Raw genomic sequence first — 15,068 nt, forward strand, 5'->3', positions numbered from 1 at the left:
TTTCAAGTCCTTCAATACCATTGCAAAGTCGATACAGAACCATTACCAAACTATATTAAATTACTTTGATCGTAGATCTACGAATGCTTCAGCGGAATCTTTTAATGCAAAGATAAAGGCATTCAGATCGCAATTTAGAGGGGTGAAAAATATTGAATTCTTCCTTTTCAGGCTAACCCAGTTGTATGCATAAAATCGAAAAAAAGTATCAGTGCTCCACAAGTTTTGGGATTGATCCAAGAAAATCGACCCGACCTTCTGGCATAACCTGCAGAAGATCAATAAAAAAGGGTTGCTTTTTTACGAGCAACCCTTTGATTCTTCGGACATCAGTCCGGTATGTACCGTCTCTCCGGATTACTTTGAACATTTAGATCGTTTTTTAAGGCTTATTGAGCCTATTATTAATGATTTAAGTGTCAAAGGTTTTATTTGAATTTGCCTTTGCTCTAGTTGTTAATAGCGCAAATAACCTTAAGCGGACTACCTTTGAACCGAAAATTTGGAAGTAAAGTAATTTGTAGTTTGGTTTACAATGCCCATGGGCTGTAATGAGTTCGAACCATCGACCAAAAGATTCTGAGTTCCTCTAACAAGCTGAGCTAACATGCATTTGAAGCGTACCAATGTAATTTTCATATTCAAAACCACATAAAAGTGTACCAAAATAGAACAGATCGGCAATTATAATGACCTATTACTATCTTTATGAAAGATCAATTCATGTTAACTTGACTCTCAAACTATGAAAACCAAAGCTCTTCACCTTATCATAAGTATTTTAGTTTGTGCCTTACTCAATCTTTTCAACATTGCCATGAGTTTCTCTCAGATGGCTCCCAAAGAAAATCTACATCAGATCATTACCAGGCTTAATACACAAAATGACAGTCTTTCCATCGAAAAGCTTTATCTGCAAACTGACAAACCAACTTATCTGGCGGGAGACACGTTGTGGTTCAAAGCTTATTTATTGAATGCGTCCTTTCTGACCTATTCAACTAAAAGCGGGGTACTTTATCTCGAACTTTCAAATGACAGCAACAAGTTGGTTCAACGAATTATGGTTCCTGTAATTAGCGGAATGGCATACGGTTATATGGGATTAGATCTGGACCTTAAGCAAGGGGGATATACGTTAACAGGATATACGAACTGGATGAGGAATTTCGGAGAGAGTTACCTATTTAAGAAACACTTTTATATTGGTAATGATGCCGGATCAAACTGGCTAATTAATTATAACGCAAATTTAATAAATGACGACAACAAGCAGAGAATTGAGTTGGGACTGAGGATCAATCAATTTGACAAATCTCCTGTGGGATTAAGAGAAATGCAGATGAGTGTTATGGATGCTAAAAGAACATGGTTTAAGGACAAAGTTGAAACAAGTTTGGACGGGACTTTAAAGTTAAAATTTGACTTGCCTAATAAGGTATCTGGAAAAAACATCACATTAGGCATACAGGATCTACGCAAGAGCCAAGGCAGTCGTAAATTGCTCATCCCACTTATATTTAACCGGCCAGAAAAGATTGATTTACAGTTTATGCCTGAGGGCGGAAAACTGGTCGTAGGTCAGAAAACTAATATTACATTTAAAGCTTTAAACGAAGATGGCTATGGAGTAGCTATATCAGGTAAAATTTATAACAGCAAGCAACAGGAAATTACTTCTTTTAAGACTGCGCATGCAGGAATGGGGATATTTAGCCTTGTACCTGAAAAGGCAGAAACTTATACTGCCAGAATACAATTACCTGACGGGAAATATCAGAGCTACCAACTTCCATTTGTTGAGCAAACAGGCATAACACTAAATGTCACGAATCGATTTAAAAGTGATTCCTGTGAAGTAACACTTACCCCTACAGCAGGTATAGCTTCAACCTATTACCTCTTTGGTATGGCTAGAAATATAGTTTGCTGGGCATCAGTAGCCGATTTTAGTAAAGGAGCAATTAAGTTTGTACTAAATAAAAAGTTTTTTCCGAGTGGTATAATTCGCCTTATTTTAATGGGCGAAGACAAGATGGGCCTAAATGAACGTATGTTTTACAATGACTTGGGTGATCATTTGAATATCCAATTGGAATCAAATAAAAGTGAGTACCAACAACGAGACAGTATTTCTTTAAATGTTAAAGTGAGTGACCATACAGGGAATCCCATACAGGGTAGTTTTTCACTTGCAGTAACAGATAACGGACAGGTTAAAATTGATAGTATTGCAGAACGCTCAATTTTAAGCCACATGTTATTGACTTCAGACCTAAAAGGCAATATAGAAGGTCCTGGCTATTATGACGATGCGGCAACAAATTCCGAAAAATGGCAGCATCTTGATTATTTGCTTTTGACACAGGGTTGGGTAGGTTACGACTGGCCCCAGGCGTTTAAATCTGCTGAGCCTTTTGTCTACTCCAATGAGGAAGAGTTTTCAATAAAAGGAAAAGTTACCAATGCTTTTAATAAACCAGTTGCAAAAGCTCCAATTGCATTATTTTCAAAAAAACCATTATTTATACTAGATACATTAACCGATGATAAAGGTAACTTCATTTTTAGAGGGATTAACCCAATTGACACCCCTGCTTTTTTTATCAGTGCTAAAAATAAGAAAGGAAAAAGCTTTAATGTTGGCATTGAGATGGAGGAATTTAAGGCTCCGGTTTTCTCACCAGTAACGGATAGGATCGTTCCATGGTTCGTAAATATTGACACTGGCACCAATTTAATAGTGAACAATCAGGTGACTTTAAAAAAAGAACAATTGCGCGTTACCGGAAGGAACATGCTTAAAGAGGTTGTTATTAATGCAAGAAAGGTCATTAAAGATTCGAAAAACTTAAATGGCCCTGGTGCTGCAGATGTCATTATTGATGAAGAACAATTACTAAAAGCAGGTAGAACTACTCTCGGTGAACTCCTGGAAAAGAGCATTAAGGGATTTAGGCCAAATGCGCCATTTAATTACAAGATACACACCATGTTAGTTCACTTGATTATCGATGGTATAAATACTGATTTTTTCATTCCGCCGGAAACATCACAATACCAGTATCTCAAAGATATTTTTGAGTATTATGATGCTGAAGAAATCAAAGGGGTTGAAGTGATGACAAGTACCAGATATCAAATGAGGTATTCAACTTATTACCTTCATCCGCTAGATAAACCATGGGACCATGCCTTTATTGAAGTAACTACCCGCGGTGGAAAAGGCCCCTTCCTGAAAAAGAGTATTGGTACTTATCTATATAAACCGATGCCTTTTATCGTTCCAAAAGAGTTTTATAGTCCAAAATACACTTCAAGTAGTATCGCCGACAAGTCGGATATACGTTCAACTATATATTGGAAGCCAAATATCATTACGGATAAAAATGGCAAAGCAACAGTTAACTTCTATGCTGCAGATAACCCTGGAATATATACGGTGATCATTGAGGGAGCTGATTTAGAGGGATACCTGGGCGTTAAGAGAAAGCAGATCATCGTTAAATGATGAATAGCTGGTAATGATGCCATCATGCAGAATAAAAAAAACATCCCGTAAGTCTTGAACGGTGGTCATAAGTGTTTAATTAGCATTGCTAAATATAGCGCCTATTTTTTAATAATCTTTCCCATATGGGAAAAATATCTGTACCGTTTCTCCGGATTACTTTAAACATTTAGATCGTTTTTTAAGGCTTATGGATCCTATTATTGAAGATTTGAAAGTAAAGGGGTTCATAAAATGTATGAAAAATTAGTAGCCAAGCATTAATAAACTTTTAATGTAATACCCTTAGTGCTCTACTTTTGAACCGAAAATTTGGTTAGTAATATAATTTTGGTTTTAACTTGAGAAGTAAGCTATAGAATTGCTACAATACATATACGGGAAAAGAACTGGCGGAAAAAGCAATGTGCAAAAAATGCATATTGCTTTTATAGGTATACATTTTAATTTGTGGCTCATATTGACATTATTTACAGCTCATTTTTCGCCTATATTGAGCCGAATTTCTTACTGAAATGATCTTCATTTCTGTGATTATAATTTTGCAGCTCATTACACGCTTATTTGTAGCTCATTTATAATTAAAAATGAGCTACATTTGTATAAACAGTGAGCTCCATTTTATCATTTAAATATTATGCAGGGAAAAAATGCTACCCTAATCCTTGATTACTTAAAGGATCATCCATTAAGTTCATCCAAAGCAATCCATGATGCGGTGAGCGAAAAGGTTGCCTATGCAACGGTAAAACGAATTTTATCGAATCTTTCCGCTCAAGGCATCGTTGTTTCTGAAGGAAAGTCAAAGGCTACAAAATACGCTGTAAGTGCTTCTTATGAGTTACTCCTACCCATTAATGTTGAAGAATATTTTAAGCAAGAGGTAGATGAACGTCAGATTAAGGATAGCTTTAACCTGGAGCTGATTACAGAAGTGCTGAGGAATGTTAAGCTTTTCAATGATGATGAAAATCATTATCTAAAAGGACTTCATCTCCAATTCAGGGAAAATATTGCTACATTAACTCCCGCTGCCTATAGTAAAGAACTGGAACGACTGGCCATTGACCTAAGCTGGAAATCATCACAAATCGAGGGAAATACCTATTCGCTTCTGGAAACAGAACGTCTACTAAAGGAACAAGAAACTGCTGAAGGTAAACCGAAAGATGATGCAACGATGTTGCTGAATCATAAGGAAGCGATCAATTTTATTGTAGCGCATCCTGACTATGTTGTGCCTTTAACCATTAGGAGTATAGAGGATATACATAGTCTGTTGATCAAAGATCTGGGTGTGGACAGAAACATCCGCCAGAGACGTGTAGGTATCTCCGGAACCAATTATAAGCCCTTAGATAATGAGCATCAGATACGTGATGCCCTCAATGATATGTGCACGCTGATTAACGAGAAAGAAAACATCTTTGAAAAAGCGTTACTGGCTTTAGTGCTGCTATCTTATATACAGGCTTTTAATGACGGTAATAAACGTACTGCCCGGATAGTCAGCAATGCTTTATTGATCGCTCATGAACATTGCCCCTTGTCATTTAGAACAGTAGATTCAATCGAATACAAAAAGGCAATGCTGATATTTTATGAGCAAAATAACATTAATCCTTTTAAGGAAATTTTCAAGAATCAATTTGAATTTGCTGTTAAAACCTATTTTTAGTGAATTTTTAGAGATCGAACAGTATTCGGTTTTTTTTCTTCCTCCCAAGAATTCCGCCTGATCAGAAGCAACTGTTGCAAAAAAAGCAACAGTTAAAAAACTAAAAAAACCTTTAGATATAATCTAAAGGCTTCAATAAACATGTTTTTTGAAAATCTTTCCCATATGGGAAAGATTTCTGTACCGTCTCTCCGGATTACTTTGAACATTTAGATCGTTTTTTAAGGCTTATTGAACCTATTATTAATGATTTAAGTGTCAAAGGTTTTATTTGAATTTGCCTTTGCTCTAGTTTATAATAGTGCAGATTTATTTTAAAATAACCTTAACCGGACTACCATTGAACCGAAAATTTGGAAGTAAAGTAATTTATAGTTTTGGTAGCAACCAGATCCTAGAACCACAGAAAACTATTCCGACATGAACTTAATCATGCCTACAGGTTTCAAAGATGAAAAGTTAGGACTTCCATTTTGCTTTTGTGAAAATTTGGAGCTCAACTCGCAGATTTTAAATTGCAGTTGAGAGCAACAACCTATAAATACTTCATAGTCCCATGATATTTACCCAATTTAGAAATACCTAACGAAGGGCCATAGTGTTTTAAGGCCCAAAAGATTAAAAGAGCAATAAACAACACTAACATCGCATAAAACTGATTTCGGGTCATGTGCTTCATAAGAATTTAATTATAAATTATAGCCTTACATTTTGCAATCTGCTCTGCCCAAAACCCTCTTTTATACACTATAAATTTTTCGCTTCTTTTGCTTGTTACTATTGATAAACCGTTTCTAAGTGGGGCAAAGGAATCATCAAAATTCACAGCTACTATTTCACTTAAGACAATAATTGACTCATGCCTTTTTATAAAACTAAAAATATTGGATCTGAAAATAAGTTGATTATTAGACAAATAAAGCTTTCCACCAACTGAAATCCCATCTTTATAATGATTTGCCAACCCAGAATAAATAATTGAATTTTTGTCTATTTTTTGAAAAGAAGATGATTCATTATCCATTTTAGAAAACAACTTCATGTAAGAACTAATACTAAAAACAACACCACTAAATAAGCCAACAACCAACGCCAAAACCCAGTTTTCTTTGATTGTAAGATAAAGCCCAATTCCAAGACCAAAAACAAGACCTGCTAAAATTGATTTCTTAAAATTTGTCATTCATTAAATGCTTTTTGGGTGATTAATACCCCAAATATATTCGAAAGTTCATTAAGGAGCATTAGCATCGACTCGATTTGATCTTTGTATCAAATTAATTCGGATAAAACTAACTAATTCATCCAGCCTTGATGTAATTATATCCGTTGGATATCGGATATACAAGATATTTTAAGGTTAATCTAATAACAATCGGTTTGGTTATGTAATTTATGGTATTATCGCATCATGTCGATACACCCAAAACATACTTTATGAAAGTAACTTTGTTTTTCCTGCTGTTTACTTCTATATTGAAAACCTCAGCGCAAGTCAAATTCACTAAAAAATTAGATCCTTTAATAAGAGAAGAATATAAGAAAATTAGAAACCTAGGCTCCGATACGATAATAATTTATGAACAATACTGTGTAGGTTGTGAAATGATTTATTTTCATAAACAAGGTTCAGAAGATGCGATTAGGGAATGTGTTTACGAGGGGTTTATTAGGGGAAAGATATACTGGAAACTTCGCAATAGGTATTATTCAAAAGAAATAGCTTGCATTAATGATGCAAATATTAAAATTGCAGAAGTGAAAGGTGAAATTTTTGAATATTTCTTTTCAAATTTAAATAAATTCAAAAGCATAGAAAGACACAAGTTTAACGGAAGATTCTTTCCTCCGATTCCGGATCATACATCATATGAAAAACTTAGTATATACACTCCAAAAATTAGTCACCAAATTCTGCTAGCGGAGCAGCAGAAAGACGATACAAATTGGAAAACCTATGAATGGATCCCGCCTACCATTGAAATTATGGAAATAGTGGAAAAAATATTTCCGCATGTCAACTAAGTGCTTTCTCTAAATATTCTCTGGTTAGTTGAAGTATTGGATTGAAATAATTCGAGAATAATCTCGTCCCACTTAGTAGGTTCCAGCCATTAAAGGTAATACTTTGAACAAGGCTGAAATGGCTAAGAAGTTCGTAGATTAGCTTCTTACATAAACCAAAATGATAAACACTGAAAATCTTTCCTTTGAAATTTCAGACTCTGGTTACTTGGTGAGACTTGAGCCGATAGAAAGGATACAATATAATTCGGAAATTGATTGGGATAAAAATTGGATCAAAACCAAAGTTTCGATTAACGCAGGGAAATTCTCAGGACAATACGAAGGTGATTTCCGAACCACAGACTTCAAGGCATTTAAGGAAGACCTATCCAAGCTTTATGATAACCTAAATGGAACTGTAATATTTAATGACCTGGAAGGATATTTAGATCTAAAAATAATTGGTGACGGTTTTGGACATTTTAATGTAGAAGTTAAAGCATGCGACAATCCTGGTATATATGGTAGTGTCTTATCATTCAATATGGAATTTGATCAAACAGAAATAAATAAAATGGTCAATCAACTCGAAATGATTATAAAACAATTGCCTGTCATTGGTAGCTTAAACTAAACGTATTACTACTACCTCTAACCATAAAACGTAATAAATGATTTCATTAATAGTTGGATTAATATTAACTTTTTTAGCAATAGGCTTTATTTTCCTTGCATATTGGATTCCTAAGAAAATGGGCTATTCAAAAGTTGGAAAATATTTTTCGATTATTTTGACACTATTAATCCTTATCATGTCCTCCCTAACAATTTTCGAAGACCAGCTGTTTTCAAAAAATGACGCAGAAAAACTACTAACGGAACAGGGCATTCAACTACACGATAGCTTTAAAATTGAGGAAAATAAATCGATGTCTGCGATTGGTGACTATTACCATACGTTTACTTTGACGATCACAGTTAATGATAAAAAAAGAATTATAAATGAAATAAAAAACTCCTTAAATTTTAATACTGAAAAACAAGTTGAAAGCTATTTTGACAATAGAACCGACTATTATACCGGTCCAAAAAGAATAAAAAATTATGAAACAGAAGCGGAGTATGTTAGAGAACTTTTCGAACCACAGGGAGAAGGATATGCACCGACTTGGAGAAAAATAAAAATTGAAAAGAAGAACAATAAATTAACGTTCGAAGACATTGATGAATGAGAAGTCGCGTTACCTTCTTCAAGCCTTAAATTGTTATAAACAGAGACAGAAATGCCGACAATAGAAATAGTTTCGATTAACTCAACAGCACTTCAGCTGAACCAAGAAAACTTTAGCATTGCAATCATAGAAGAAGATAAGCTTATAAGTCATCGGGAACTTTTTTATGATTTACTTCGGCAGCAAAACGGAATAATTGTTCATATCGGCAATCCTGAGTTTAAATACGACAAGTGTGGTGGATTTTTCGCTGGTGAATTAATTGATTGGGATATTGATTATCCAGGTGAACTTATAATACCAGTCAACAAGATCAGTGATCCAATTTTCAATAGTGACGCAAATCAGCAATTCAGTTTTAAGTTCTTAGATCAATATAAACCTGATATTGATAAGCTATTAAAGATAGCACTTGACAAATCGCCAATTAAGAAAGTCTGCTTTCTCACAGATTATCAATTTGGCCCTGGAAAAGAAACCATAGAAATTATTTATACCATTAACGACTTTTGGCAACAACATGACAACAATGGCTTGCGCTTAAATACACTATATGAAATGTATGGACAATAAGAATGCAGAATTTACAACAAACCTTATGCTGGAACTGATACTGTAGCTTGCTTATTTGTTTGGTTTCTGGATAAGAACATTCTTTATAAACCAGATGGATCAAAACGCATAGCAGACCTTGCATTGGTTGCGCTAACACTAATGATAGCTGAAAGGAAATCTGAAGAGAAGGAAATAATGGTGAAGGTAATGGTCAACCTTATAAATATCAAGAACTAAAAAAGCCTCTAGATATCATCTAGAGGCTAATAAATATATTTTTTAATAATCTTTCCCATATGGGAAAGATTGCAGTACCGTATCTCCGGATTACTTTGAACATTTAGATCGTTTTTTAAGGCTTATAGAACCTATTATTAATGATTTAAATGTCAAAGGTTTTATTTGAATTTGCCTTTGCTCTAGTTATTAACAGCGCAAATTTAGTGAAAAATAACCTTAACCGGACTAGAATTGAACCAAAAATTTGGAAGTAAAGTAATTTAAAGTTGAACCTAAAAAACTTGACATTTTATTTTTTTTGTATTAAAACTCTAATTACACTATGATCTAAGTGCACGTATTTTTTTGACGAACCCATAAAACATCAACAAAACACTACCTGTCAACATAATAGCAAAGAAAGTCACCACAACATAAGCTGCATTTGAGGTATTATAAGTATCATAAGATACCCCTAAATCTCGCCATATCTGATAACAATTGACCAGCTGATAAATGAAATCAGGTATAAATACAAGCGTGAGCACGATTGAGCCTACGAGAAGTGGAATCAACTTGCTCCTCAAAATGGTCTTAGCCTTCGTATAATTCGGTTTATTATCTGGTTTCAAATCTCCAGTCTTGGGAACAACGTCGAGTATGTCCCTAATATCAGAATAGTAGAGGCCGTAAATGGTTGTCAAGGCAGCTAAGATCAAGCTTGCCGAGGATAGAACATCAGAAGAAATATCAGACATATGAATTTATAGTTTGTGCAATCCCAAAATGATTGCATAAAGCCGCGTAAGAAGAATTCTGTATCGTAAAGATGCCGTTGGTTGCGCCATCCTTTTCAACCATTGGCAGTTTATTGTTCAGCTGACCCAAACGCTTATTTAGCTCATCCTTAAAAAATATATTATCCAATGGTAGCTTGAAGTTCTCCTCTTCATTTTTCAACGTTTTATCTCTTAACAGCCTAATAAGCATTCCATTAATTATATCAGAGAGTTCATATTGGTACTTAGAGGTAATCGAGCGAATAAGCGAACGACTTTCGGCAGAAGTGATCTGAAACAGCGAACTGATTTGCTGCTCACTGGGAATCGCACCCTGAAAATAGTGCTTGATCAGATTGAGTAATCTAAACTCCATCATATCCTTGCCCCGGGTAAATACCCGCTGACCGAGGATCATCTTATTATATTCAGTCAGCGATGCTAGACCGACCCTGGAGAGCTTTTGCTCTAATGCTGCCTGATCGGCACAATCTAGGATCCTTTTGAGAAGGTCGATCTCATCATTACTGATGTCGATCTGGAAAGCGATATTTAGCAGCATGATTATTTATGTTTAGCCAAAGTGAAAAATGGTTTTAAAAAAAATTAACATATCCATCCTTGCCATTGTATAAAATGGCATAATAAAGAAGGGATTTTGCTAAAATAGGAAATATATTATTCTAATTGGGAATAGAAATATTATATTGCTTTGATTAACTTCAAATTAACGAAATGACCCACTCTCTAAACAAAAAGCCAAGACCATTTGGCACCGCTGCTACTTCCCTACCCACCCTGTTTATGTTATAACCTATGTAACGGAACTCCCAATAGGATAATAGCGATGCTCCCTCGCCCTATCCAAAGGAGCGTAGTGATTAACCTAAAGAAATTATTATGAAAATATTTAAAATTGAGATCGAGAACTTTCGATTATTGAAGCGATTTTCCATGGACCTTGAAAATGAACTGTCCCTAGTCATTGGAAAGAACAATACGGGCAAGACCTCCATACTGATGCTACTGGAAAAATTCTTGAATCCATCGGACAGAAACAAATTCCACTTCGATGATTTCAACATCGAATACAAAAAACAGATTAGGGAACTGCTGGAACTGGAAACACAGCCCTTAAAGACGGACTATGTTACCTCCGGGCTTAAGCTCAAAGTGTTTATAGCTTATGATGAGCACGACAATCTGAGCAACATCAACCGAGTGATGATGGACCTGGATCCCGCAAACAACAATGTTGTCCTGGGCTTTGAGTATACCCTGGACTACCTTGGATTTGTAACAGCAAGGAAAGCATACTCTGAACACCAATTCTTAGAGAAAGAGAAACTAGCTGCAGATCCGAATTACAAGATCAAAGGCATTTACGAGTTCCTGAAACAACAGCAGGGTGATTTCTTCAAACTTAATAAAAAATCATTTGAATTCGACCGTACGAACAAAAAGGTCAACGAATTGGTGTATATCGATCTGATCAAGGAGGAGATCAGCACAAAAGACATCATCAATTTTAAGTACATAAGTGCAAAAAGGGATGTGACCAATAAGGATGTTGACAAAACGCTCTCCACACAAACCTCTCGCATTTATGAAAAAACAGAGGCAACAGATGAGCGCAATCAAGCCGTTGAGGACTTTAAGGAGAAACTTAGTGAGACTGACGATCATTTAAGTGGGATATATAAATCTATGTTTTCCGGAATCATAAAAAAGGTAAAATCTTTTGGTGGGATCAAGGTAAACGAATCGGACATCGAAATCATCTCAACGCTCCAACACCGTGAGCTGCTGAAGGGCAATACCACGGTAGTCTACAAGCACGATGAGGATAATCATCTCCCTGAACACTATAATGGCCTAGGTTATATGAACCTGATTAGCATGATTTTTGAGATCGAGATCCTCGTTCACGAGTTCAAACGCGAGGCTGGCGCGATACCAGCGGACATAAACCTGTTGTTTATCGAGGAACCAGAGGCACACACACATCCACAGATGCAGTATGTGTTCATCAAGAACATCAAGAAACTGCTTGGCGATGGCGTGAGTCGAAAAGACGGAATCATCAGGAAATTGCAATATATCATTAGTACACATTCTTCCCATATAGTAGCAGACAGTGATTTCAATGATATTAAGTACCTTAAGAAACAAGGCCAGAATGGCGTCAACGCCATCAGCCTAAAGGATCTGAAAAAGGATTATGACCTTGAAAACAAGCATTATCAGTTCCTCACTCAGTATCTGACCATCAGCCGTGCGGAAATCTTCTTTGCGGATAAAGCCGTGCTCATCGAAGGCGACACCGAGCGAATCCTAATCCCCACAATCATGAGAAAGATCGATTTAGAGGAAAAGCAACTCTTACTTGATGCCGGAGAAGAAGATCCTATTATGCCTCTGCTCTCTCAGAATATTTCCATTATAGAGGTCGGAGCCTATTCGCAGATCTTCGAAAAGTTCATTGACTTCCTGGGGATCAAGTCACTAATCATTACCGACCTAGATGCAGTTGGAGATGATGATAAGGCTTGTGAAGTGGCGATTGGAACGAACTATTCTAATGATGCACTTAACTACTTTTTCCGTTCCGCAACCTTGACTGAACTGAGGGCCTTTGTAATTTCGGAAAAATGTTTTGAAAAGAGCAGTGGAACCTGGCAGCAAAATCAGAACGGACGGCTCTGTGTAGTCTTCCAAACTGAGGAGGACACTTACCATGCTCGGAGCTTTGAGGATGGTTTCATACATATCAACCGAAATTTTATCATCACCAATAAGGAAAGCTTCAATGGTCTGAAGAATAGAAGTATTTTCGATGATACGAAAAAGAACGCCTATTTTCTGGCAGCGAACTGCATTAAAAAGAAAACACATTTTGCAATGGATATTATCTATCACAGTGATTCTGAACTAAAGAACTGGAAGATACCGGCATATATCAAAGAAGGATTATTATGGTTGAAAAAAGATTAGCGCTTGAGCCAGAGGTGCAGGAGATATTCTCCATTATCGATCAGGAGGGAAACTTTTTGCTCAGCGGGGGTGCTGGGAGCGGTAAGACCTATTCCCTGGTCCAAGTGATCATGCAGGTAATTAGGGAAAACCCCACGGCAAAGATCGCTTGTATGACATATACCAATGCAGCAGTGAAAGAAATCGAAGAGCGGATAAACCACGCTAACCTCAATGTCACGACCATACATGATTTTCTATGGGACAATATCAAGCACTTTCAAAAGGAACTGAAAGCGGCATTAATTACCTTATGCAATGATGAAACCGTTACAGCCATTTCGCTTGATGAACACACTCCTTTGGCCATTAACTTTTTCGACACCTGTGAGGAAGGTATCCAATATAAGGAGTTCCTAAGGCTAAAAGAAGGTATAATTTCCCATGATGAGGTGCTCATCGTAGCCACTCACCTCTTTGGAAAGTATCCAAAACTGAGTAACGTGGTCAAGGACAAGTATCCTTTCATCTTGATTGATGAATACCAGGATACCAGTAAGGAGGTCATTGACATCTTCCTTACCCATTTCGATCTCAGCAAAAGAAAAAACATTATCGGATTTTTTGGAGATGCCATGCAGTCCATCTATGATGACACCATCGGCAACCTGAACGAATATCGTCACTGCATCAGGGAGGTGAAGAAACATCAAAATAGAAGAAGTCCACAAAAAGTCATCGATCTGGCCAACAAGCTCCGGACGGATGGGATTGTCCAAGTACCCTCAACAGATATCAATGCACCCAATATGAACCAAGGCAACCTAAAACAGGGGCGAATTCTTTTTTTACATTCTGCATTGACAGGCGTAAAAAAAGCAAAAGAATTTCTCATCCGGGAACAGACATGGGATTTTACCAATAGCAAAGAAACAAAGGAGCTTTACCTTACCCACAACCTTATTGCTGACGGAGCAGGCTTTAAGAACCTAATGGATATCTATGATAAGGACCAGGTACTCGCTTACCGAACCCGAATCAAAAAATACATACAGGACACCGGCATCAACACTGATTTCTCCTCGAATACCTTTGGAGAGGTGATTGAGCTACTGAAACAGGGAAAGACTGAAACCACACTGAGGCCGATACTACCAACCGCTGGAATGAATGATTTCATCAAAGCCCGCCCCGACCTCATGCAAATTGCCTTAGCTTCAAACTATAGCGAACTCATGAAACTTTATGTCCACAAGGACCACCTTGTAGACGACAAGAAGAACAATGCAAGTGACGAGAAAAAGAAAGGATCGAAACGGGACGCTCTAATCAAACATCTTTTCAAAATCCAGACCAATATACATCTTTACCAAAACCACCAGTACAATGAATTCCTCCGCGTTACTGACTATAGGATACATATCCAGAAGATTGTGGACAAACAAATACTAAAGGATAACATAGAAAACCTGATCAATGTAGGAAACAAAACCATCGAGCAGGTTATCCTTGAAGCACACGAAAAACGGATTTGTATTATGGAGGATAAACTCGATGAGTTTATTGCGGACAAGTCTTATCTGTACAATCGAGTAAAGGACATCCAATTCTCTGAATTTCAATCACTATATAATTTCCTTGAAGGAAAAACCCCTTTTTCCACCCAGCATAAAACAAAAGGAAGTGAATTTGACAACGTACTGGTCATCATGGACAATGGACGATGGAACAATTACAACTTTGCAAACCTCTTCTTAAACACCGGCACAGAGACTGTACTGATCAGGACTCAAAAAATATTTTATGTATGTTGTACCAGAGCAAAGGAAAACTTGGCCGTTTACTATCATGACCCTAATCCTTCCGTAATAGCCAAAGCTAAGGAATGGTTTGGAGTAGACAACGTCATTGACTTAAGTGCAGCTGCACCTTAAGTTAATGAACGTTGTCTTAGATCAGCTCCACCTCATGGACACCTTTTTTTAGTCCTTGGGGTGGAAATATCCGATCTGCTGAGTACCAAATTTCGTCACAAAATATTCAGGTATAAATCGAAAGTTCCGAAAATTAATATCTCAGGAATTGTCAAAACAATTATGAAGGATAACTGAAAA

The 15,068-nt window shown here is 36.5% G+C and carries 11 protein-coding genes; 9 read left to right on the forward strand and 2 right to left on the reverse strand.

All coding sequences use genetic code 11. The annotated features are described in order from the left end of the window. From GM920_RS21190 to GM920_RS21200, 3 genes are all read left to right on the forward strand, one after another. Nucleotides 1–193, forward strand: a 193-nt coding sequence (locus tag GM920_RS21190; protein ID WP_182961266.1) for a transposase, incomplete at its 5' end; no start/stop codon positions are given. A gap of 552 nt (nucleotides 194–745) precedes the next feature. Further along, nucleotides 746–3,511: a hypothetical protein gene (locus GM920_RS21195; RefSeq protein ID WP_182961268.1), complete on the forward strand. Its 2,766-nt coding sequence runs from the start codon at nucleotides 746–748 to the stop codon at nucleotides 3,509–3,511. Nucleotides 3,512–4,148: 637 nt separating this feature from the next. Further along, on the forward strand, nucleotides 4,149–5,189 hold the full coding sequence (locus GM920_RS21200) for a Fic family protein (RefSeq protein WP_182961270.1): 1,041 nt from the start codon (nucleotides 4,149–4,151) through the stop codon (nucleotides 5,187–5,189). A 685-nt stretch (nucleotides 5,190–5,874) separates the two neighbouring features. On the opposite strand, the gene GM920_RS21205 is transcribed toward GM920_RS21200, so the two are convergent. Continuing rightward, entirely contained in the window at nucleotides 5,875–6,372 is a 498-nt protein-coding gene (locus tag GM920_RS21205; RefSeq protein ID WP_182961272.1) for a GRAM domain-containing protein, read from the reverse strand. Between the two features lie 254 nt (nucleotides 6,373–6,626). On the opposite strand from GM920_RS21205, the gene GM920_RS21210 reads away from it, so the two are divergent. The 4 genes from GM920_RS21210 to GM920_RS21225 all read left to right on the forward strand — a co-directional run bounded on the left by GM920_RS21210 (nucleotide 6,627) and on the right by GM920_RS21225 (nucleotide 9,001). Next, nucleotides 6,627–7,214 carry a hypothetical protein gene (locus GM920_RS21210; protein ID WP_182961274.1) on the forward strand — a complete coding sequence of 196 codons (588 nt, stop codon included), beginning with the start codon at nucleotides 6,627–6,629 and terminating at the stop codon, nucleotides 7,212–7,214. 160 nt (nucleotides 7,215–7,374) lie between these two features. Beyond that, entirely contained in the window at nucleotides 7,375–7,830 is a 456-nt protein-coding gene (locus GM920_RS21215) for a WapI family immunity protein (RefSeq protein WP_182961276.1), read from the forward strand. 37 nt (nucleotides 7,831–7,867) lie between these two features. Then, nucleotides 7,868–8,428 (forward strand): hypothetical protein, encoded by a 561-nt coding sequence (locus GM920_RS21220; protein ID WP_182961278.1) that lies wholly within the window; start codon nucleotides 7,868–7,870, stop codon nucleotides 8,426–8,428. 51 nt (nucleotides 8,429–8,479) lie between these two features. Continuing rightward, nucleotides 8,480–9,001, forward strand: coding sequence for a hypothetical protein (locus GM920_RS21225; RefSeq protein WP_182961280.1), 522 nt, complete (start codon nucleotides 8,480–8,482; stop codon nucleotides 8,999–9,001). A gap of 951 nt (nucleotides 9,002–9,952) precedes the next feature. On the opposite strand, the gene GM920_RS21230 is transcribed toward GM920_RS21225, so the two are convergent. Next, entirely contained in the window at nucleotides 9,953–10,543 is a 591-nt protein-coding gene (locus tag GM920_RS21230; RefSeq protein WP_182961282.1) for a hypothetical protein, read from the reverse strand. A gap of 338 nt (nucleotides 10,544–10,881) precedes the next feature. On the opposite strand from GM920_RS21230, the gene GM920_RS21235 reads away from it, so the two are divergent. Further along, nucleotides 10,882–12,975: an ATP-dependent nuclease gene (locus GM920_RS21235; RefSeq protein ID WP_182961283.1), complete on the forward strand. Its 2,094-nt coding sequence runs from the start codon at nucleotides 10,882–10,884 to the stop codon at nucleotides 12,973–12,975. Then, on the forward strand, nucleotides 12,957–14,888 hold the full coding sequence (locus GM920_RS21240; RefSeq protein ID WP_182961285.1) for a UvrD-helicase domain-containing protein: 1,932 nt from the start codon (nucleotides 12,957–12,959) through the stop codon (nucleotides 14,886–14,888). Before GM920_RS21235 ends, GM920_RS21240 begins: the two co-directional genes overlap by 19 nt. The last annotated feature ends 180 nt before the right edge of the window (nucleotides 14,889–15,068 follow it).

The organism is Pedobacter gandavensis, from assembly GCF_014172405.1.
Classification (GTDB): domain Bacteria; phylum Bacteroidota; class Bacteroidia; order Sphingobacteriales; family Sphingobacteriaceae; genus Pedobacter; species Pedobacter gandavensis.